This window comes from Dyadobacter chenhuakuii, assembly GCF_023821985.2.
Classification (GTDB): domain Bacteria; phylum Bacteroidota; class Bacteroidia; order Cytophagales; family Spirosomataceae; genus Dyadobacter; species Dyadobacter chenhuakuii.
This window is the reverse complement of record NZ_CP098805.1, coordinates 3,821,481-3,843,587: the sequence shown is the minus strand read 5'-3', so window position 1 is coordinate 3,843,587 and position 22,107 is coordinate 3,821,481. Positions and strand designations below refer to the sequence as shown.

At 45.7% G+C, this 22,107-nt stretch carries 19 protein-coding genes; 12 read left to right on the top strand and 7 right to left on the bottom strand.

The annotated features are described in order from the left end of the window. Positions 1–28: 28 nt before the first annotated feature. Together porV and NFI80_RS15870 are read left to right on the top strand one after the other, a co-directional pair. Complete coding sequence (gene porV / locus NFI80_RS15875) at positions 29–1,189, top strand: type IX secretion system outer membrane channel protein PorV (RefSeq protein WP_235165180.1); 1,161 nt, start codon at positions 29–31, stop codon at positions 1,187–1,189. 79 nt (positions 1,190–1,268) lie between these two features. After that, positions 1,269–2,549: a M16 family metallopeptidase gene (locus NFI80_RS15870; protein ID WP_235165179.1), complete on the top strand. Its 1,281-nt coding sequence runs from the start codon at positions 1,269–1,271 to the stop codon at positions 2,547–2,549. On the opposite strand, the gene NFI80_RS15865 is transcribed toward NFI80_RS15870, so the two are convergent. Next, positions 2,550–3,872, bottom strand: a complete 1,323-nt coding sequence (locus tag NFI80_RS15865; RefSeq protein ID WP_235165178.1) for a cryptochrome/photolyase family protein — start codon at positions 3,870–3,872, stop codon at positions 2,550–2,552. A gap of 131 nt (positions 3,873–4,003) precedes the next feature. Here NFI80_RS15865 and NFI80_RS15860 point away from each other — a divergent pair, with 131 nt between their 5' ends. Next, complete coding sequence (locus NFI80_RS15860; protein ID WP_233795075.1) at positions 4,004–4,858, top strand: 3-keto-disaccharide hydrolase; 855 nt, start codon at positions 4,004–4,006, stop codon at positions 4,856–4,858. A gap of 139 nt (positions 4,859–4,997) precedes the next feature. Here NFI80_RS15860 and murA read toward each other — a convergent pair whose 3' ends face one another. From murA to NFI80_RS15840, 4 genes are all read right to left on the bottom strand, one after another. Next, on the bottom strand, positions 4,998–6,305 hold the full coding sequence (gene murA, locus NFI80_RS15855) for a UDP-N-acetylglucosamine 1-carboxyvinyltransferase (RefSeq protein ID WP_235156806.1): 1,308 nt from the start codon (positions 6,303–6,305) through the stop codon (positions 4,998–5,000). 44 nt (positions 6,306–6,349) lie between these two features. Next, positions 6,350–7,057, bottom strand: coding sequence for a DUF4290 domain-containing protein (locus NFI80_RS15850; protein WP_233795077.1), 708 nt, complete (start codon positions 7,055–7,057; stop codon positions 6,350–6,352). 118 nt (positions 7,058–7,175) lie between these two features. Next, positions 7,176–9,611 (bottom strand): putative type IX secretion system sortase PorU2, encoded by a 2,436-nt coding sequence (gene porU2 / locus NFI80_RS15845; RefSeq protein ID WP_235165177.1) that lies wholly within the window; start codon positions 9,609–9,611, stop codon positions 7,176–7,178. Between the two features lie 32 nt (positions 9,612–9,643). Then, positions 9,644–10,153 (bottom strand): dihydrofolate reductase, encoded by a 510-nt coding sequence (locus NFI80_RS15840; RefSeq protein WP_235165176.1) that lies wholly within the window; start codon positions 10,151–10,153, stop codon positions 9,644–9,646. A 235-nt stretch (positions 10,154–10,388) separates the two neighbouring features. Here NFI80_RS15840 and NFI80_RS15835 point away from each other — a divergent pair, with 235 nt between their 5' ends. The 9 genes from NFI80_RS15835 (at position 10,389) to NFI80_RS15795 (ending at position 18,865) form a co-directional block, all read left to right on the top strand. Next, positions 10,389–10,763, top strand: coding sequence for a PadR family transcriptional regulator (locus tag NFI80_RS15835; protein ID WP_026631159.1), 375 nt, complete (start codon positions 10,389–10,391; stop codon positions 10,761–10,763). 29 nt (positions 10,764–10,792) lie between these two features. After that, positions 10,793–13,348, top strand: a complete 2,556-nt coding sequence (locus NFI80_RS15830; protein WP_235165175.1) for a PspC domain-containing protein — start codon at positions 10,793–10,795, stop codon at positions 13,346–13,348. A gap of 67 nt (positions 13,349–13,415) precedes the next feature. Then, on the top strand, positions 13,416–14,111 hold the full coding sequence (locus NFI80_RS15825; protein ID WP_235165174.1) for a head GIN domain-containing protein: 696 nt from the start codon (positions 13,416–13,418) through the stop codon (positions 14,109–14,111). Between the two features lie 158 nt (positions 14,112–14,269). Continuing rightward, positions 14,270–15,127 carry an outer membrane beta-barrel protein gene (locus NFI80_RS15820; RefSeq protein ID WP_235165173.1) on the top strand — a complete coding sequence of 286 codons (858 nt, stop codon included), beginning with the start codon at positions 14,270–14,272 and terminating at the stop codon, positions 15,125–15,127. A 20-nt stretch (positions 15,128–15,147) separates the two neighbouring features. Further along, entirely contained in the window at positions 15,148–15,666 is a 519-nt protein-coding gene (locus tag NFI80_RS15815) for an acyl-CoA thioesterase (protein ID WP_235165172.1), read from the top strand. A 54-nt stretch (positions 15,667–15,720) separates the two neighbouring features. Beyond that, positions 15,721–16,089, top strand: coding sequence for a Rid family detoxifying hydrolase (locus tag NFI80_RS15810; protein ID WP_235165171.1), 369 nt, complete (start codon positions 15,721–15,723; stop codon positions 16,087–16,089). A 36-nt stretch (positions 16,090–16,125) separates the two neighbouring features. Then, the gene (gene gltX / locus NFI80_RS15805) at positions 16,126–17,676 is read left to right on the top strand and encodes a glutamate--tRNA ligase (protein WP_235165170.1); all 1,551 of its coding nucleotides are present in this window, start codon (positions 16,126–16,128) and stop codon (positions 17,674–17,676) included. Between the two features lie 102 nt (positions 17,677–17,778). Continuing rightward, a complete protein-coding gene (locus tag NFI80_RS15800; protein WP_026631166.1) occupies positions 17,779–18,033 on the top strand; it encodes a hypothetical protein in 255 nt (84 codons plus the stop codon). A 52-nt stretch (positions 18,034–18,085) separates the two neighbouring features. Beyond that, the gene (locus NFI80_RS15795; RefSeq protein WP_233795085.1) at positions 18,086–18,865 is read left to right on the top strand and encodes a TIGR00266 family protein; all 780 of its coding nucleotides are present in this window, start codon (positions 18,086–18,088) and stop codon (positions 18,863–18,865) included. 77 nt (positions 18,866–18,942) lie between these two features. Here NFI80_RS15795 and NFI80_RS15790 read toward each other — a convergent pair whose 3' ends face one another. Together NFI80_RS15790 and NFI80_RS15785 are read right to left on the bottom strand one after the other, a co-directional pair. Beyond that, positions 18,943–19,950, bottom strand: a complete 1,008-nt coding sequence (locus tag NFI80_RS15790) for a ligand-binding sensor domain-containing protein (protein ID WP_235165169.1) — start codon at positions 19,948–19,950, stop codon at positions 18,943–18,945. Positions 19,951–20,024: 74 nt separating this feature from the next. Next, entirely contained in the window at positions 20,025–22,004 is a 1,980-nt protein-coding gene (locus NFI80_RS15785; protein WP_235165168.1) for a sialate O-acetylesterase, read from the bottom strand. Positions 22,005–22,107 lie beyond the last annotated feature (103 nt).

The following is a 22,107-nucleotide window of genomic DNA, read 5'->3' as shown; positions in this document are numbered from 1 at the left end:
AGCACTTCCTATCGCAAATCCAATTTCTATGAGACTATTTTTTGTTAGTTTATCTTCTCTCTTTATTCTATCAACGGGTGCACTTTTGGCCCAAACCACACCATCAAGCACACAAAGGATTCCTCATTCCCCGCTTTCATTCTTAACATTTGCCCCGGACGCAAGAAGCGCTGCGATGGGGGAAGCCGGGGTCGCACTTAGTCCCGATGCCAATGCTACTTACTGGAATGCCGCCAAGCTTCCTTACAATACGAAAGACATAGGTGTATCTGCATCATATACGCCTTGGCTCAGGAACCTTGTAGACGATATGTGGCTGGGTTACCTCACAGGATATAAGAAATTGGGTGACAAGCAGGCTGTTGCACTTTCGGTTAACTATTTCAACAATGGCGAGTTGGATTTGAGAACTTCCACTGGTGCTCAAAACGGATATTTTACTTCGAGAGAACTTGCAATCAGCGGAACTTATGCACGCCAGCTAGGTAAAAATTTCTCGCTGGGCTTAACATTGAAATACATTTCTTCAAACCTTGCAGGAAAAGCGGTTATTGACCAAATTTCACTGAATCCTGCTCGTGTAGCAGCGGGTGATATCAGCGCATATTACCGCAAGCAAATGAGAAACGAAGAGACAGGCGGTGACTTCACATGGTCGCTTGGGGCGGTGCTTTCCAACCTGGGTGGTAAAGTGAATTACGGTGCAGGAACTGATACTGAGAACTTTATCCCTACTAATCTTAAACTGGGTGGTGGAATTTCCTTCTCAGCAGACGGACGCAACCGCTTCAATTTCGTTGCTGACGCAAGAAAACTGATGGTGCCAACTCCGGACGGAACCAACATCAATTCCCGTCCGCTGCTTAATGGCGTGTTCGGATCATTCTCGGATGCTCCTGATGGGTTTAAAGAAGAATTGCAGGAGATCGGATTGGCAGTTGGTGCTGAATATTGGTATAATAACATCTTCGCACTTCGCGCCGGTTATAACTCAGAACATAAGAATAAAGGCGACCTGAAATATTTCACAGCAGGCGCAGGAGCTCATTTTATGGACAGATATTCGGTTGATTTCGCTTATCTTTTCCCAGTTACACAAGGAAGCCCGTTGGCTCAGACACTTAGAATCACACTTTCACTTGGCCTTAACAAGTCGGAGAAACTGGACGTAAGCGATACAGAGAACTAACATAATTCAGAATTTAGTTTTTTCAGAACGAATGGCGTAATTGTAACGTCATTCGTTTTTTATTACTCAACCATTTCACATGACCATTGACCGTACTATCGCCCCCGAATTCAGAGTTATAAATGCTGTAAATCTGCCAGATCCGCAAACTTATACGCTTGATAATGGGACTTCCCTGCATGTAATCAATATCGGAGATCAGCCGGTGATCAGGCTTGAAGTGATTTTTGAAGCGGGGAATTGGTATGAAAGTGAAATCGGTGCGTCGTTCTTTGCAATCAAAATGCTTTCGGAGGGAACGCGTTCGAAAGCATCTGCGGAAATCAGCGAGGCTTTTGACCGGATCGGCGCATTTACCGAAATGACGCATACTGCCGACCGTATAGGAATCGTCGTTTATGCACTTTCGCGGTTTTTACCGGAGGTTTTGCCCCTGGTAAGCGAGCTGATCCATGAAGCCGTTTTCCCAGAAAAAGAGTTTGAAGACCTTCGGAATATCAATATTCAAAATCTGCGGGTTAATAAGGAGAAAAATGCTTACCTGGCAACGACTGCATTCCGTGCAAAACTGTTTGGCAGCAATCATCCTTATGGCCAGAGCCAGGAAGAAGAAACGATTTCTGCACTTTCCATCGAAACGGTCAAAGAGCATTATCATCACTTCATTAAAAATGGAAAATTTACGGTCGTTCTCGCCGGTCAGGTTGGCCAGGAGGATATAAAAGTGGTCAACGAGCAGCTCGGGAAAAGGCAGACTGAGGCGTCTGTTGCGCCATTAAAGAATTTTGAACAATCTCATTATATCGATACAGAAGTGCTTGTAGAGAAGCCTGAGAGCGTGCAGTCATCCATCCGGATGGGAAGGAAGCTGTTCAACCGTCATCATGCTGATTATTTTAAGATGCTGGTAACCAATGAAATATTAGGTGGTTATTTCGGGTCCAGGTTAATGAAAAACATAAGGGAAGAAAAAGGGTTGACATACGGCATTTCTTCGCATTTGGTAACATTGCGCAAAGAAGGTTACTATATGATCGGGACGGATGTGAAAAAGGAATTTACCCAACAAACCATTGACGAAATAAAGAAAGAGATATACAAACTGCAAACCGAGCCGGTAGGCGAGGAGGAGTTGCAAACTGTAAAGAATTTTATGGCAGGAGAATTCGCCGGATCTTTGAACACCGCGTTTGAAGTAGCGGACCGTCAGAAAATCCTGCTTCTCGACGGCTTGCCAACAGATTTTTTCAAACATTACATTGACCAGATCCACGCAACCACAAGCGAAGATGTGCTTGCTATGGCAACGCAGTATCTGAAACCTGAGGATATGCTTACTGTAATTGCCGGCGGAAGGTGATTAAGACTTGTCTAATGCCTTTTTATAGGCTTTGAGACATCTTTCCCGCGCCATTTTGTGATCTACCATGGGTTCTGGATATGCATCAGTGCCAAATTCCGGGACCCATTTTTTAATGTATTCTCCATCCGGATCAAACTTTTTTGCCTGTGCTTCCGGGTTGAAAATCCGGAAGTAAGGGGCCGCATCTGTCCCTGAGCCAACCGCCCATTGCCATCCGCCATTGTTTGCTGCCAGATCGTAATCCAGCAGTTTTTCTGCGAAATAAGCTTCCCCTAAGCGCCAGTTCAACAGTAAATGTTTGGCAAGAAAGCTTGCTGTAACCATTCTGACGCGGTTATGCATAAAGCCAATGGCATTCATCTGCCGCATACCCGCATCCACCAGCGGATAACCCGTCTTACCATCACACCATTTCTGGAAAGCTTCTTTATCATAACCCCAATTAATGTCGTCATATGCAGCCCGGAACGCTTTGCCCTTTCCTACGTGCGGGAAATTATAGAGAATTTGCTGATAGAATTCCCGCCAGATCAGTTCGTTGAGATAAAGGCTACTACGCTCTTTGGCAAATCGCGCCAGCTGGCGAATGCTCACTGTCCCAAATCTTAAATGTATGCCGATTCGGCTTGTGGCCTCCATGGCAGGGAAATCCCTTCCTTTTTCATAGTTTTCGAGCAATTCGGCCGGGATTTGGCTAGATGGGAAATCTGTGTCCGTGGGCTGAAAGCCCATTTCTTCCAGCTCTGGAATTGCGTCGCCTTTCCATTGTAAAAAGTTTTTGAAATACTTTTTGTTAGGGTAAGAAGACAAATAGAAGTCATTGCATTTCTGCTTCCACATGCGGCTATAAGGTGTGAAAACGGTGTATGGCGTATTTTGGCCGGTTAGGATTTCCTTTTTTTCAAAAATCACCTGATCCTTGTACGCTTTCAGCTGCGCATTTTTTGCTTGAAGAATTTTGTTGACTGCTGTGTCTCGCTCGGTGGCATAAGGCTCATAATCTGTGTTGGTAACGGCCTCAGCAATGTCATATTTTTCACTTAATTCTTTCCAGACATCGGTTGGATGACCATAAAATATTAGAATGTCAGAGCCAAGATCACGCAATTGTTTTTGCAATTCCAGAACCGTCTGATGAATGAACATTAGGCGCTTATCTTGCTTATTTTCAAGATCATCCAGGATTGTTTTGTCAAATATAAATAAGGGGACGACAGGATATTCTCCACGCAATGCATAGTATAAACCTGCATTATCATGCAGCCTTAAATCCCGGCGAAACCAAAATATTGTGATCCTTTTTTTTGTTTTTAAGCTCATGATTTACAATTGCAAGAATAGTATGCCAAACGGGTAAAGGCTTATTATAAATACGGAGGAAAGAATTTTTTGGATGCCCCGGATTTGTAACAATCGTCTGTTTACTTTGTGGTCTCATTAATCCTTGATCCATGAAATTACAACTTACATTACTTTTCAGCATGATAAGCTTCATCGTTTTCGGTCAGAAAAATGCCGATAAACAGGAGTGGAAGCAGCTTTTCAACGGCAAGAACCTCGACGGCTGGGACATTAAAATACGTGGATATGAACTGAACGACAACTACCTGAACACATTCCGGGTGGAAGATGGAAAAATGGTTGTGCGTTATGACAAGTATGACGACTTCAAGCAAAAATATGGTCACATTTTCTATAAAGGAGATTTTTCATACTATCGTATTTCCGTGGAATATCGCTTCGTAGGCGAGCAGGCGCCCAAAGGCGAAGGCTGGGCATGGCGCAACAGCGGAATCATGGTGCACGGCCAGCCCGCTGCAACGATGGGGAAAGACCAGGATTTCCCGGCCTCCATTGAAGTGCAGCTGTTGGGTGGAAATGACAAAACCCGCACGACCTGCAACCTTTGCACGCCAGGAACCAATGTGGTGATGGACGGGAAACTAATCACACAACATTGCGTGAATTCCAAGTCACAAACTTACAATGGCGATCAATGGGTAAAAGCAGAAGTGCTTGTACTAGGCGATTCGCTGATCCAGCATTTTGCAAATGGAGAAATGGTTCTGGAATACAACAAACCACAAATCGGCGGAGGGAATGTAAGCGGCCATGATCCGTCGCTGATGATTGCCGGAAAATTACTGGATCACGGTTCCATCTCACTACAAAGCGAAAGCCATCCTGTTGAATTCAGGAAAGTTGAAATCCTGGATTTGAAAGGCTGCATGGACCCAAAGGCGGTCAATTATAAGTCTTACTATGTGAAGGCGGATAATAGCAAGTGTAGTTACGGGAAGAAGTAGGGTGTTACCCCTGTCTACCTGAGCCGTTAATAGCTCTGTCAGCCTGAGCGGAGACGAAGGCGCGTTACCAAGGAGTAGCGCGCCTTCGTCTCCGCTCAGGCTGACAAGGCTATTAACGGCTCAGGCTGACAAGAGCTTATCACAACCTAATGATCTCAGCGCCAATAGCATTCAACCTCCCATCGATGTTCTGATAACCACGGTCGATTTGCTCGATGTTATCGATAATGCTGATGCCTTTTGCGGATAGTGCTGCGATTAGTAGCGCTACTCCGGCGCGGATGTCGGGCGAGGTCATGCGGATGCCGCGGAGTTGCGTTTCGCGGTTGTGTCCGATTACTGTTGCACGGTGCGGGTCGCAGAGAATTATTTGCGCGCCCATTTCAATTAATTTATCTACGAAAAACAGACGGCTTTCAAACATCTTCTGATGGATGAGCACGGTTCCTTGCGCCTGTGTGGCTGTTACCAGGATAATGCTCAGCAAATCCGGTGTAAAACCTGGCCATGGTGCATCGGCAACAGACATGGTGGAGCCATCCAGAAAGTTTTCAATGCGGTAATGTTCCTGAGCGGGAATGAAAATATCGTCTCCCTGGAATTCCATTTTGATCCCGAGCCTTTGAAAAACATCTGGAATGATGCCCAATTGCGCGATCTGGCAATCCTTGATCGTTATTTCAGACTGTGTCATAGCAGCTAACCCAATAAAGCTGCCGATTTCAATCATATCAGGAAGCATTGTATGTTCTGTTCCGCTGAGCTGGCTAACGCCTTCTACAACAAGCAGATTAGAAGCAATTCCTGAAATTTTGGCGCCCATTCTGTTCAGCATTTTACATAATTGCTGTAAATAAGGCTCGCAGGCTGCATTATAAATTGTAGTCGTGCCTTCGGCCATCACGGCTGCCATCAGAACATTGGCTGTTCCGGTAACAGACGCTTCGTCCAGCAGCATGTAAGCGCCTTTCAGGTTAGTAGCATCAACTTTATAAAAACCACCATCTTCTTCGTCGTAACTGAATTGCGCACCTAATTTTTCAAAACCTAAAAAGTGCGTATCCAACCTGCGACGGCCTATTTTATCGCCGCCCGGGCGCGGAATTCTGCCTTTGCGGAAACGTGCCAGCATAGGGCCAAGCAACATGACCGATCCGCGCAAGGCGGCTGCTTTTTGCTTATAAGATTCCGATTCCAGGTGATCCAGATTGATATCAGCTGCTTCAAAGCGAATCGACGACTCACTCAGTCTTGTTTGACGGACACCCAGGTCGGCAAGGAGATTGATAAGCTGATTTACATCCCGAATGTTAGGAATGTTATGAATTGTTACCGGTTCTTTGGTCAAAAGCACTGCGCAAATAATCTGCAATGCCTCGTTTTTTGCGCCTTGAGGAACAATAGATCCTTTAAGCCGTCTATCTCCGGTTATTTTAAATGAAGCCATATTTGAATGTGGGGCAATTGACTGGATAAAATGAAACCTGGATGTTAGATTCCAGGTTTTTTACGGTTATTCCGGTTGTTATTATTGTTGTTGTTACCGCTGTTGTTCCGGCCCGAGAACTTGTTATTGGGCCTGTTTCGGTTGGAGTTGCCCTGGTTGTTGTTCCCTCCCTGCCGTTCCGCATTGTGGCCCGACTGGGCTTTGAAGCCTCCGGCGCCGTTGCCCTGGCCTTGATGGCTGTTTCCGCGGTTGCGCTCCTGACTGCTATTGTTGCGGTCTTTCGGTGCTGCCTCAATAGGCCCGTTAGCACGGATATAATCGATTTCTTCTTTTAGCTGGCCTTTGCTAAGTTGTTCCAGCTGGCCCAATAAAACGTGATCTTCCGGATTGTCCTTATTCCAGGTGTTGAAAAAGGAGCGCATGAGGCGGAAAATATACGAGACAAAAGCCAGTTTATCTTCTTTACTCTCCGTATTTATGGCTTTTTCAAGCAGCAGGTCAATGTTTCGGCCGTAATGGCGATACATTAGATTTTGCTGGTTATAGCCAACTGTTAAAGGTTTTTTACCTAATGCTTCGGGTGAAGGCGGGGGAAATGGACTGTCAACGTCCAATTCAAATCCGGAAATAATGTACAGGTCATCCCACAGTTTATTGGTGTAATCCTGGTTATCCCTCATGTTCGGATGGATCTGACGCATGAGCTCAACCAGAATGTGCGCATAAAGGTTGCGTTTTGTCCGATCTTCCATCTTAACGATGTGATCAGCAAGTTTTTGTACGTTACTACCGTATTCTTTCAAGTGGATAAGTCATTTTTATAATCAACAAAAATAAGAAGTTTTTACGGAAAGAAAAGGATGACCGCGGTTAATGGAGCCAAATCAATTTTCCTTGCAGGGCGTTTTGGGCCGCCGGTGAAATTGTTCTGTTTCCAAGATCCAATTTCAGTTTGTATATATAAACGCCGGACGGCAGGTTTTTGGGATGCCAAAACCATTCGTTTTTTCCATAATGTGCTGAGAACAAGATTTCGTCCACTTTTCTTCCCCACAAATCATAAACGAGCAAACTCACTTTTTCAGGAGATGGCAATGGTCCGAATTCGATAGAAAACCGGAACCATTCATTGGAAGGATTTGGCGAAATATGTATGGCTGTAATGTCCGGTAATGTGGCTGTTGTTGTGTCAGCAATTAATGTTGAATCTTTTGGAAAAATACGGATCGCAGGATCGCCGTGAAGAACCATTTGCTGGGCAGTGATGAGGGCCGTTATGTTTTTTTGTTTAATTAAATTCCTGCGGATGGCTTCATTTTGTATGATACCAAATGCCTGATGAGTAAAATTAGAATCGCCCAGAACTTCGTAAAAGCTATCTGTATAATGTTTTAGATCAGTTGATAAGCCATTGAATGTATGTGCCAGAAACAGCACAGCGCCTTTGTTCGGCGTAAGGATCCAGTCGCTGCTCAGCGTTTTTGTAGAGTAGAAAATGCTTCCCGCCGCACAGCCATTGACAATGATTGCCGGATAGCGCGGATGATTGTTGATGTTGGCTTCGGAATCACTGGCTAACCCGATATCCATGTCCGTCACGTCCAGGCTCGAATGCCCAAACAATGTAATCAGTCCGACACCCTTGTTAACGGGAATGTGCGCCGGAATCTTTTCAACCGGATCGCTGGTCTGCTTTGATATTGTTTCAAAATGGGCTGCTAATGTTGAATGCGCCAATTTTTGCTCAAAAGATTTTACATAATCCAAGAAAACGGCGATCTCACCAGTGGTTCGTCCTCCGCTCAGATGAAGAATATTTCTCCGCCACTTTGCCGTTGGCGGTTCCGATTCTACGGCCTTAACTTTCAGCAAATAATCATAGACATGTTGCGAATTCAATGCATTCAGCCGTCCAATAGGCACAATCGGGTTCAAGCCGGATGCAGAGTCCGTTCCCATCACCAGCGCAATGTCCGATCCCGGCCAGCCAGCATTAGGAACCATATCCAATGTCCGCGCATCAACCGATTTTCTCACGGTTTGCGGGTCAACAGATCGGCCGATTAAGAACACAAATTTCAAATTTCCGGCTTCTGCGATCCGGGAAATCAAATTCCTGATCCCCGCCGGCCCTGGCTCACCGTAATTAAACTGATCATAAATGTCCTCGCTATGCAAAATCAGCGGTTTGAAACCGCCGCCCTGCTTAGAAGCGCGATAAGCAGCGTAAGCCTCAACAGGATCAGCATTGGCAACAGAGACCCGAACAGCCGGTTGTGTAATGATTAAATAGTTAAATCTTTGTGGGTCAATGTCTGTAAATTTGACCAGCCGCGGTTTGAGAATGTTCGTTGGTTTGATTGGTGCGAAATCCTCATTTAAGATCCTTTGCGGATAGTGCAGCTTAGCATAAGACAAAGAAAAAGAGCCCTCATTTTCGGCTGGGACCAACGTGAGCCTAAATTCACTTTTACTCGTGACGTCCGCTGAATCCAGAAACGCTTTGCATATTATGGATTCAAAATCTGTAAAATTGAATGTGCTGATTTTTCTCTTCAAACCTGACTGATCAGACGACCAAAGCGCAAAAGCATGGTTGCCAGCCGATCTTCCAACCAGAACGAGCTCTATTTTAGCTTTTGAAAATTTGTCAAGACAGGCATTGTTAATATTGAATGAAAAGGAATAGGCAACATCGTTTTTGATCTCAGGGCCTGTCCAGCCTTCACCCAAGTCGTAGCCAGAAAGCGCTGAGCCATCATTAAAGCCGCTTTCCGGCGGATAAAACTTTCCGGGCGCATAATGCGATAGAAAGAGTTTCTCCACTTCGGCAAGGCGATAATCAAGCGAATCCTGCGTTAGAACATTGAAATTCACTCGCTTACCCGGAATGCCTACAGCATTATGTGTTAAGAAAAATGCGCTGGTGTCGGAATAGAGGCTGTAGTGTGGATGGGGAATAGAATTGGGTTTAATGTAAAGCGCACTATCCAATGCGCCATCGTTCCTTTGTCCCTGAAAAATGATCTCAATATTATTCTGCTCGTCGGTGCTTACATGAATAGGAACTTCTTTTCCGCGTCGGAACATTTGAAATGCGGCGGACTGGCTGCTATCCAGAGGAAAGCCGGCTTGCAAAAGCTCTGCATTGGTAATTTTGTGAAAACCGTTTTCAACAACCGGAATGCGCAGATAAGTCTGAGAAGCAACGATCCATTCGTTGCCGAACGGTTTTTGAGCTAATAGTGATGCCGGTTGCACTATCCAGAACAAAAGAAATAACGTGTGTTTGAAAAATTTGTTCATACTGAAAACAGATGAACAGGCTGAGTACGTCCTTAACCGGTGTTTTTTCTTTCGTAAATATTCATCGAAAAGGAATAAGCATGCTGCTCGTCTTTTTCATGAAATTCAGAACTAATCAGATCCCAATCATCTTGGTTCACAACCGGAAAAAATGCGTCGCCCTCAACCTGTGCGTGTACAATGGTTAGATATAGTTTTTGCGCGAGCGGCAGCATTTCCAAAAAAACAGAAGCCCCGCCCAATACAAATACGGCGTCTTCGCCAGAAAGTAACGCCAGTGCAGAAGAAATATCTTTTGCATACACCTTATCAGTCACACTTGTATCTGGCTGGCTGGAAGACAGGATCACGTTTTTATAAGTGGAATGCAGCGCATCAGGGGCTTCAAAACTTTTACGGCCCGTTATAAAAGCTTTCCCATCCGTCACTTTCCGGAAATGTTTCCACTCGTCCGGCAGGTGCCAGGGTAAGCTGTTGTTCTTTCCGATGACCCGGTTTTCGCTCATGGCGGCGATGATATAAAGCTGAGTTTGTGTTGCCAATGCAGTTAGATTTGAATTCAATTATTTATAAAATATATTCTAGAATAATAAGGCCAGAAATATTAAATATATTTTGCGCCGGTCAGCATTCAAAATGACCATTCATCCTAACAGCTAAATCTTTTTAACATGGTACCTTGCATCACAAAGTACCTGTGTATACCTTTGTTAAATCAGAAGGCCAATCCTATCTGTTAGCCATGAACTGTTACATATAATTAACACATGAAACCACATGAATATTGAAAATGCCCAAGTGCAGATGCGGAAGGGAATTTTGGAATTCTGCATCCTGCACATCATATCCCGGGGCGAAGTATACGCTTCGGATATGTTGGATGAGCTGACTTCTGCACGCATTATGGTTGTGGAAGGCACGCTTTATCCGCTTCTTACCAGGTTAAAAAATTCTGGCTGGCTGGATTATAAATGGGTGGAGTCCTCCTCGGGCCCGCCAAGAAAATATTATGTTTTGACTGATGAGGGGAAAATATTCCTGGATGCAATGCAAGCCACCTGGTTTGAACTGGCGGAGTCTGTGCAAACTGTTATTCACCGCACAGAGGAATTGAGCAAAACGGCCTCTTCCAATCTTCCCGAACCTAACTGATCATTTAGAGACATTCGATTATTACAATCATGAAAAAGACAATCAGCATAAATATAGGCGGCATCATCTTCCATATCGAGGAAGATGGGTATGAAAAACTGAAAGGCTACCTTTCTTCCATCCAGAAATACTTCTCGTCTTTTGCAGACAGCAAAGAGATTTTATCGGACATTGAAGGAAGGATCGCAGAGCGGTTTTTGAACAAACAAAAAGCAGAAGCTAAGCAGGTTATCTCCCTTTCCGACGTAGACGAGCTGATCGCTGCCATGGGAACGGTTGCTGATTTTGAAGCCATCGAACAGGCGGAAGACATCCTTGCCGATCCATTGGAATCTGCCGCTTCAAAAGGTTATGCACCAAGGGAAGAAACGTATTCATCCGCTTCATCTTCCTCATCATCGTCATATAGCGCCCCTAAAACAGAACCTGCGCCATTCGCTGCCCCGAAAAAACTTTACAGGGATTTGAAACGCAAGCTTTTGGGCGGTGTTGCGGCCGGACTTGCACATTACTTTACGATTGATCCGCTTTGGGTAAGGCTCGCATTTTTGTTTTTTGTCATTGGCTTACCGGCAGGTTCGGGAATGATGAATCTGAATATGGAAGATGAATTCGGACCGTTTTCTGGATTTATGGTGCTGGTTTACATTGCGATGTGGGTTGCTTTTCCAGGTTCTACTACTTTGGAAGAAGATACAAAAATCAAAAAGTTCTACCGCGATCCGGACCGCAAAGTGGTGGGTGGTGTTGCGGCCGGTGTAGCATCTTATTTTGGTGTGGATCTGGGCGTTGTGCGGTTTCTTTGGGTGTTGTCGATCCTGCTTTTCGGAACTGGTGTACTGGTTTATATCATTCTTTGGGTCATTGCCCCGGTTGCCAATACACTAACCGAGAAAATGGAAATGCAGGGCGAGCCTATCACTTTATCCAACATTGAATCCAACATTAAACATGGCTTAAACCTCGACGAAAAAACAGGTGAGGAACATATCGTAACAAAGATTTTCCTTTTTCCCTTTCGTGCAATCGCATTGGTAATCGGTGCATTGGGAAGGATGTTGAAAGGATTGGGGCCTATTATCCGGATTCTGATCGGTGCATTCCTGGTGGCAACGGCGGTTATGGGGCTATTAGGGCTGATCATTGCTGGCGGCGTAGCTTTGGGCGTGACGAGTTCCGCAGCATTTGACAATTTGCCGCTTCCCTTCCTGATTTTTCAAGAATTACCAAGCGTTCTGATTCTGTCGGGATTTCTTGTGTCAGCCATTCCATTGGTTACGTTCCTTTTACTAGGTCTGACGCTTATTTCTAACAAAAGAATTGTCGGAGGCTCAGTTTGGCTGACATTGCTTGGCCTTTGGATTGTTGGAATTATCGGGGCTACGATTGGTGGGATTTCTTACCAGAGAAATTTTGCAAAAAGAGGTGAAGTGGTTCAATCCGTATCTTATCCAGCACCCTCCGGAACGCTCACACTTGATTACAACTATATTAATGATGAGGAAAATGTGGATGTTGGTATCCGTCTGGTTGGATATACGGCAACTTCGGACAGTATCAGGTTGGATAAAACATTATATGCAAGGGGTCGCAGCCGCCAGGATGCGGAGAAGAATGCAAGCGAGTTAGCGTATGATATAGATGTGAAGGATTCTGTGTTTATTTTTAAAGAAGGTCCCATATTGGCAGGACATGGCCCGTTTCGGGATCAGCGGATCGATCTTGCGCTGCATATTCCATTTAACAAACCATTTGTTATGAAGCGCGATTTCTACTTTACCATGAATCGCTGGGATCAGAAAACGACAGACCGCTATGACCTTGATAACGATGAAGTTGATTTCAACACATTGAAATGGGAAATGCGTCAGGATTCAGGGTTGATTTGTGTGAATTTGCCTGCTAAGTTCCTGAAAAGCGATACGGAGGAGAATAATGAAAATGCCGGCTACTCATTTGATTATGAGGATAACAGCGATCTTGAACTCGGCGAGCGCGGCAATTACAGCAAGCAGTTTCCAGTAGGGGATTTTAATAAAATAGACATAGGCGGCGCTTATTCGATCATTATCCGCCAGGGAAATGAGTACAATGTGACAGCAGACAGCGAAGAGCCGGCAGACGTGGATGACCTTAAAGTGTATGTGGAAAACGGCACATTGCGTGTCACCAGAAATAAGGAATTCAGTCTTTTTGATTCTGATAAATGGAAAAGGATCGGCCTGGTGATCACGATGCCGAAGATCGAAAACTTGTCTCTTTCAGGCGCTAACAAAACTTTGGTAAGCGGCTTTACAGGTCTGGGCAAATTGGCAGTGGACATATCCGGCGCTTCGAAATCGGAAATTAATGTTGAGGCGGATCAATTGGAAGTGAGTATTTCAGGTGCTTCCAAAGCAACATTAAAAGGATCTGCGCGGTCGGTAAATCTGGATGCATCCGGCGCCTGCAAGCTGGATGCCGTGGGACTGAACATTCAGACCGCCGATGTGGACGCTTCCGGCGCTTCCAAAGTGGAGTTGGGAAGAATTCCAAGTATCAGACGTCACACGAGTGGCGCCAGCAAGATTAATGTTCAGGAATAGTTAACCCAATGCAACTTTTGATCTTGACTGCACATCTTTTCGAAAAGTCATCTAATTAGTTTATACCATGAAAAAGATCCCTTTATTTTCAGTTGCAGCATTATTAATGCTCTTTTTAACATTGACCACCAGCGCACAGGAAACACGTAATTTTAACTTATCCGGTTTTGATAAAGTTTCTATGGGCAGCGCATTCCGGATTGAGCTAAAACAAGGAAGCAAATACAGTATTTCCACCACCGGCCGCTCCGAGGATCTGCAAGATCTGGAAGCAACGGTGAAAGGGGATGTGCTTCATTTGGGTTACAAAGGCAATAACTGGAATAAAAACAGGAAGACGGTCAATGTAAACATTACAATGCCTGCTTTGGAAGGGGTTGATTTTTCAGGTGCTTGTAAGGCTCATGTGGCTCCTTTTACGGGTGTAGGAAATATGGATGTAGAGGTTTCCGGTGCGTCGCAGGTCAATATGGAGATGTCGGCGCCGAAGTTAACGTTCGATCTATCCGGTGCTTCTTCCCTTGTCCTGGTTGGGAAAGGTGATGTTTTAAGCGGAGAAGTTTCGGGCGCTTCGTCGTTCAAAGGCCGTGATTTTGCTGCCAGAACGGTGAATATTGATGCATCCGGAGCCAGCAGCGCGGCGGTTATGGCGAGCAATGCGGTGCATGCAGATGCGAGTGGCGCGAGCAGCATCCGTTATTCCGGAACGGCGAAAGACATTCATTCCAGCTCTTCCGGCGCGAGTTCGGTAAAAAGAGATTAGTATAAATACTTCGATATCATTTGAACAAAAGGCCGGCTTTGTCCGGCCTTTTGTTTTTGCAAGATCAGTGAAAAAAGCAACAAATTTGGTTAAGAGTAATATATTTACGGACTTAACCTTCTCTGCAATCAACGATCAAAAACTTTTACCTGAGTAAAATGAGAAGTGAGCTTTACCTGAAATATGCTGTTTTAAATGCGTTAATCCTGGTCTTTTCATTCCTGACCGCACAGGAAGCCGCAGCGCAGAACCGCTCCGGCAAATACATCAATCCATTTGGTGTCATGAGCGTAACGGCCGGTGTAGGCGTTGCATATTATATGGGAGACCTGTCGGACGGTGTGAACATGAAGCATTTGGGATTGGGGCCGTCCATTTCAGTTGGAGGACTTTACAGGCTGACAGAGCACGTCAGCGCGCGCGGAGAACTGAGGTTTTATAAGGTTTCAGCCGATCAGAAATATTCTAAAAACGCTCAGAATAATTTATCGTTCAAGACATTCAACCCAGACATTAACCTGGGCATACAGGCGGAATTGTTTTCATTCAACAGCCAGCCGCGGGTTAATCCTTATCTTTTCGGCGGCTTAGGTTTTACATTATTAAATCCAAAAGCCAAAATTGACGGCGAGTGGGTTAATCTCGCGCCCCTCACTACCGAAGGCGTAAAATACAAGCGCTTACCATTGGTTTTCACAGCCGGAATCGGAGTTTCTATCAAAACGACGGAGCGGTTGAGCCTCGGCTTGGAGCTTTGCAACAACTTCATTAATTCAGACTATCTTGACGACGTCAGCACAGTTTATCCCAATCCCGATCATTTGCCGAGCGACTTAGCCCGAAGATTATCCGACCGCTCGCCAGAAATCGGCCTAGATCCGCGTCAACCGGGCTGGAACCGCGGAAGTGCCAAAAACAAAGACAGTTATTTATTCTTACAGGTGCGCGGCACTTATTCCATTGGCAACAGAATGCAGGCCAAGGAGCGCAGGAAAACCCGTTGTCCCAAATTTTAATAAATCATCCATTGTTACATATGTTAAAGCCTAAACACCCTCATCAGTCGGAGGTTACCATGACCGAAATGGTGCTTCCCAATGATACGAATACATTGAATAATCTGATGGGAGGCAGGCTTTTGCATTGGATGGACATTTGTGCCGCCATTGCCGCGCAGAAGCATTCTAACCGCATTGTAGTAACCGCTTCGGTGGATAATGTGTCTTTTAGTGAGCCGATTAAGCTGGGTAACATTGTGACCATGCAAGCCAAAGTAACCCGCGCATTTAACTCTTCTATGGAAGTTTTTCTGGAAGTTTGGGCCGAGGATATTCCTGCCGGGCACCGTGTGAGCACAAACCGCGCGTTTTACACATTCGTTGCTGTGGATCAAAACGGCCGCCCTATCGAAGTGCCGCCGCTCGAACCTGAAACGCCCGAAGAACATGATTTGTATTTAAGCGCACTTCGCCGGCGCCAGCTGCGCCTCGTCCTGGCCGGTCGCATGAATCCTGCGGATGCCACCGAATTGAAAGCGCTTTTTCAGGTAACATAAGTCGGGCTTACTCCCATATTTTTGGTATTTTTACGGCATAAATCCATTCAACTTATGCCAAAAGAGATCATATTTTCAGATAAAGCGCCTGCTCCGATCGGACCTTACAGCCAGGCCGTCAAAATAAACGGGACCCTTTACGTTTCAGGACAAATTGCCGCCGAGCTTGCCCAGTCGGGTGATATTAAGGCCGAGGCAGGAATCGTGATGCAGAACATTGGTCACATTCTCGGCGCAGCCAAGCTAGGTTTCCAGAATGTGGTGAAATCGACGATTTTCCTGAAAGATATGAACGACTTTGCGGCCGTAAATGAGGTTTATGGCAGCTTTTTTACCAAAGAACCGCCTGCGCGCGAAACCGTGCAGGTTGCGCGTCTGCCAAAAGACGTGAATGTTGAAATATCCGTTATTGCCGTCGAATAGGAGGCAAAATCATCCAGTAAATTTTAGATTAAGATAATGAATAATAAACCTGTCCGGGTAAGATTTGCCCCCAGCCCGACCGGCCCGCTGCATGCAGGCGGCGTCCGCACTGCCTTGTATAACTATCTGTTTGCACGCCAGCAGGGTGGCCAAATGTTGCTTCGCATTGAAGATACAGACCAGAACCGTTACGTTCCCGGCGCGGAAGAATATATTTTGGAAGCATTGGAATGGCTAGGCGTCACCATAGACGAAGGCCCGCAGCAAGGCGGTCCGCACGCGCCTTACCGCCAGTCGGAAAGAAAAGAAATGTATCGCGAATATGCCGAAAGACTTGTTGCTGAGGGAAAGGCTTATTATGCTTTTGACACAGCCGACGAACTGGACGCGATGCGCAAACGCCTCGAAGCTGCCAAAGTTGCGGCGGCACAATACAATGCGATCACGCGGATGGAAATGACCAATTCGCTGACATTATCGGCGGAAGAAACGAAATCCAGACTGGAAGGCGGTGAAGCGTATGTAATCCGGATGAAGATCAGCCCAAAGGAAGATATTCGTTTCAATGACCTGATCCGCGGCTGGGTCGTGGTGCATTCCTCGCAGATCGACGATAAAGTGCTTTTGAAATCCGACGGTATGCCGACCTACCATTTGGCCAACATTGTGGACGACCATTTGATGGGCATTACGCACGTGATCCGCGGTGAGGAATGGCTTCCATCGGCACCGTTGCACGTTTTACTTTACAGATATTTAGGCTGGGAAAGCACCATGCCGCAGTTTGCGCACCTTCCGCTTTTGCTGAAACCAGACGGAAATGGCAAGTTATCCAAACGCGATGCGGATCTGGGCGGCTTCCCGATTTTCCCCCTCGAATGGACCGATCCGAACACAGGCGACAAGGCCAAAGGTTTCCGGGAAGAAGGTTACTTCGCTGACGCAACGGCCAATTTCCTTGCCTTACTAGGCTGGAATGCAGGAACCGAGCAGGAGCTTTTCAACATGGAGGAGCTAATTGCCGCATTCAGTTTTGAGCGCGTGCATAAGGCCGGGGCAAGATTTGACATTCAAAAAGCAAACTGGTTCAACCAGCAATATCTTAAAAACCTGGACGATGCAACGCTTATCGAGCAGGCAAAACCGCTTTTTGCTGCTCAGCAGATCCATGTTGACGATCATCAAATTGCGCAAATCGTCTTCTTGCTGAAAGACCGCGTGCATTTCGTGAAGGAGATTGTGAGCGAATCCAGCTTTTTATTCCATACGCCCGAAACTTACGATCAGGAATTGGTTTTGAAAAAATGGGATGAGCAGGCAGTGAATGCGATTTCCGGATTTAAAGATGCTCTGATCGCGTTTGACGGTGAATTTACGGCGCATAACATTAAAGAAAGCCTGTCGGCAACGATGGAATCCCTTGGTATAAAAATGGGCAAAATCATGCAGGCGCTCCGTCTCGCGCTCACGGGTGAAGGCCACGGACCTGACCTGATGGTGACCATGGAAATTTTGGGAAAAGACGAAGTCGTAAAACGTCTGGATAATGCCTTAACCCGCTTACCAGCCCAAATTCGCCTGGCATAATTGTGATATGACCGTTGGATCAAATTGACTTGGGTTCCGTAAAAGGGCTCCTTAATTTAGTAATCATTCGAAATGACCGCTTTGCGGCGAATTTTCAGACACATGGCTAAGAAAAAACCAACCGATACGACCAAACCAGCTGCCGAAAAACCCCGTGTACATAAGGACCTGGACGGATTTGACATTCAGATCAATTCATTTGGCGAGATTACGACCAGCTTCGATATGGACCGTATCAACGAATTTTTGAATAAAAATGTGGACGACAAAAAGCTCCGCGACCGGGAAGATATTCCCGGCCGGAAAACCCGCAAAAAGAAGAAAACAAGCGAGGAAGAGGAGGAAGAAGAAGAGTAGCAAGTGGTCATTACAGTTCAGCTTACTATCAAATTAAACCTTTTACGCACAAATGATCTCTCACGAAATCGATTACAAAATTATTGGCGACGATATCCAGGTCGTAGAAATTGAGCTGGACCCTAACGAAACCGTGATCGCGGAAGCCGGTGCCATGCTTTTCATGGAAGATGGCATTGAATTCCAGACAAAAATGGGCGATGGATCGGAAGCGAACCAGAGCATTATGGGCAAGATCTTCCAGGCCGGAACGCGCCTGATCACGGGCGAATCGCTTTTCATGACGCACTTTACAAACCGGGGATATGGCAAGAAAAAAGTAGCATTTGCAGCCCCTTACCCGGGAACCGTGATGCCCATTGATCTTTCCAAAATCTACGGCAACGAGCTCATCGTTCAGAAAGACGGTTTCCTGTGCGCTGCCATGGGCACAAGCATGAAAATCCATTTTAACCAGCGTTTCGGCTCAGGCTTATTTGGTGGTGAAGGGTTTATTTTACAAAAAATCAAAGGAGACGGAATGGCATTCGTGCACGCAGGCGGCGTGGTGATAGAGCGGAATTTAAATAACGAAACTTTGCGCGTGGATACAGGCTGCGTAGTCGCATTCGAGCAATCATTAAGCTTCGATATTCAGCGTTCCGGCGGCTTGAAATCCATGGTTTTCGGTGGTGAAGGCATGTTTCTGGCCACATTACGGGGCACGGGCCGTTGCTGGATCCAGTCGATGCCAATTTCTAAACTGATTCAACGCTTGTCCGTTGGCGGCCCAAATGCTAATAAGGAAAGCGGGTCGGTGATTGGTGGGTTAGGGCGGTTATTTGAAGATTAATCTTTCTGATATTGATATCAAAGGCAAGTACGAAAGTGCTTGCCTTTTTTGTTGCTCGGTGTTCTCCTTAATATCCTTTATTTCAAAATATAAAGACCGTCGCCCGTTCCCAGCCACATTTCTCCGGCAGGACTTTCAGCAAATGTGAAAATGCCGCTGGAACCTAACTTTTTAAACATCCATTCCTTGCCATTGAAAATGCCATATTCCTTGTCCGCGTTGGAAAAGGATGCCCAAAGGTTTCCGTTTTTATCCGAGTAAATGGATTGGGTACTATAAATCACCGATTGTTCATCAGGCAAGCTTACAATTTGAGATTTGCTGCCATTGAACTTGAAGATCTGCGGCCTTCCGGTGATCATTAAACTTGACAAACCATAATCAATGGACGCGACCAATTCATTGTTTTTGTTGATCACAATGTTTCCGAAATTATAGGGTTTGAATCCTAACTCCTTTGATCCGACAACAGAAATGATATCATCCAGGCCTATTTTGGCGAGCGAACCTTCGTCGAAGCCATCATTAAACGCTACCCAGACCTGGTTCGACTGGTCAATAGTGATGCCTTGTATCAAATTTCCTGGCAATTTGGAATTAGCCGGAGTGAAGGTTATAAATGTAGATCCGTCGTATTTAACCAATCCCCCTGACTGAAAACTGCTGCAAGAAAACCAGATGTTGTCACTTGCATCGATAGCAACCGACCGAACATGATTGGCAGGAAGGCCAAACTGCTTCGATTCATATCTGATAAATTTTACTCCGTCGTATTCCATCAAGTCATTGCTGCCAATCCAGATGTGACCGGCTTTATCTACTTCAATGTCCATTATGGCCGCATTACTCATCGCAGAATTGGAAGAGTCAAAGACTTTGGCTGCTTTGCCATCAAACTTGATCAAGCCCTGACTGAGCGTTCCAAGCCATGCATTTCCTTTTTTGTCGAAAGCGATGCTGGTGATGAAATAGTCTTTTAATGTAATATCGTCAAGCACGCGGCCTTCGGGAATTACGTCTTTCGAATCATTTTTGCAGGAATTGAAAAGAAAGAATAAGGCGAAAATCAGTACAGCGTTTTTCATAATGCTCGGAGTTAGGTTATGACTGATTGACACCATTGCTATAAGAACCGTTGGAATCTGCTGATAATCATTATCTAATTAATAAAAACCATTCTCTGTGTATGCGTGCCTGTTTCGGTTGCAATACGCAATATGTAAATGCCCGCGGGCAATGGATATAGTGTGCGAACGGCGAGCAAACCAATAATCTCCCGATCCGAGACAAACAAAGGATGTGCACGTCCGCCAGCATCATACAGCGAAAGTTGCGGGACGGGGTCAATGTCGTCGGTTTCGAGGTAAAATGCCTGCCTGGTTACCGGATTCGGAAATGCAACAAGTCGTGGCAATGCGCCGGGTTCCAGAATGGTCACGACGGGCGAATAGGAGTTTCTGCCATCCGTATATTCCATTCTTACCCTGTAAAAAATGATCTTTGAATCCGTATTGGTATCAGTGTAAGCATATACGCCTGATCCTGTTCCATTGTCAGGCACATTGTATTGCTGTAAATCGGTGTAGATGTCGCCGTTCGTTGTTTTTTCCAGAACCATTCGTTGCATACCAGGATTTGAGGCCACTAACCATTTGAGGTTGAAAACCTGATTTGCTTTTACAGCGCTGATCGCGTTGACAACCTGTACGGATCGGTAAGCATTGTTTACATAGAATAATGTTGAAGTGCTGCCAGCGAGATTCGGCGTCGTTCCTGCCAGGCGGATGCTGTAATTTCCGTTAGCCAGATTGGCCGGAAGCTTAACCAGCATTGGGTTTGCGCTTCCTATGCCAACTGTATCTATAAATTTCCCACCCTCATCAAACAACTCTGCGCGTAAGGAAAGTGGCCAGGCTTGTTGCCCATGAATGTTGTAACCCAAATAAAAAGACGCACCCGGAAACGCCGTAGAAGGCACAACGCCCGTATGAATGGAATTTGTAGGCTGTATAGGGATGATTTTCCTGAACAACGAATCGGTCAATGCTCTATTCCAGGCAGACGCTGCTAATGTCAGGCCCTGAATCCCGCCCGGCACATTCTCGAAATGCTCGGAGACGGGCCTGGGAATTTGAATGGTGTCGAGGTTTGGGCCAGGAAATGTGTTGAAGTTTTTTAGTGCGGAAAGCCTTTTTTGTGCATTGATAACGGGTAAATACGGATCCTTAATAATGTTGCTCGCCGAATTTCTGGCGATAACCCAGGGCAAATTGTAACCAGCATCCGCACGGGCATTTGTAATTAAGGTCTGGATGTTGTTGAAGTAATTCTGTTCGGTGAATTTCAGTTGCGCATCATTCTCTCCGTGCGACCAGAGCACTGCACGTATTCCGAGCCATGAGTTCAGATGGCGGATGGTGTTGACAATGTTCGAGTAGGGCTGTCTGTTTGGCCAATTTTTTCCAACATAAGGATTAAAAGCATCTTTCCCGGTTGCCGCATCGTAGTAACTGTCGGAATTTGCCGCGGCCCAGGCCGCATTCAAAAAGAGCACCGGCGTTTTGAATCTCTTTGAAATAGAATCACCCAATTCTCCCCAGTACCAGGCCGTTTCTCCAGAAGGAAAAATGAAATTGTCTTTTTTTAAAACCTCAAAAGTCGGCTTCCGCATCGGCTCGTTGGGCGCAACGGTGATGTTTTCTGCATTCAACTGCTTATTGACTGCGTTGAAGGAAACAACCTGGTCGGAAGTACTTTTAGCACCAAGCCCGGGCAAACCCATTGCATTGGAATTTCCTGCCACAAGGAAAACCTCACCTACACCAACGCGATCTACGGAAATAGAATCAATATCCCCATTTTCGGCCACAGCTGAAATTTTCAGCTTATACCAGCCTGTTTCCGCCTGAACAGAAGCCGTCAGAAATCCCTGCCGAACTTGCTCTTCTTCAAAATCCCAGACTTTCTCCCGATGTACATTTCCTTTGATCGGGACCAAACGACCTGCAACGCTTGTATAAGGCCGGTAAGCATACGCCGTAATCGCTATCGATGCAAAACCCGAAAGGTTGCGCTGGACGATCTGGTTATTGGCAGGAGCTGTTAAGATGATCTGTCCGTTTGCAGATATGGAAAGCATCAAGAAGAATCCAATGCACTTAAAACACAACACCGCTGTATATCTCTTGCAGAAAGGTGTGCAGTATGTTCGTATCGTTCTCATCATTAGCCTGCTCTTCACA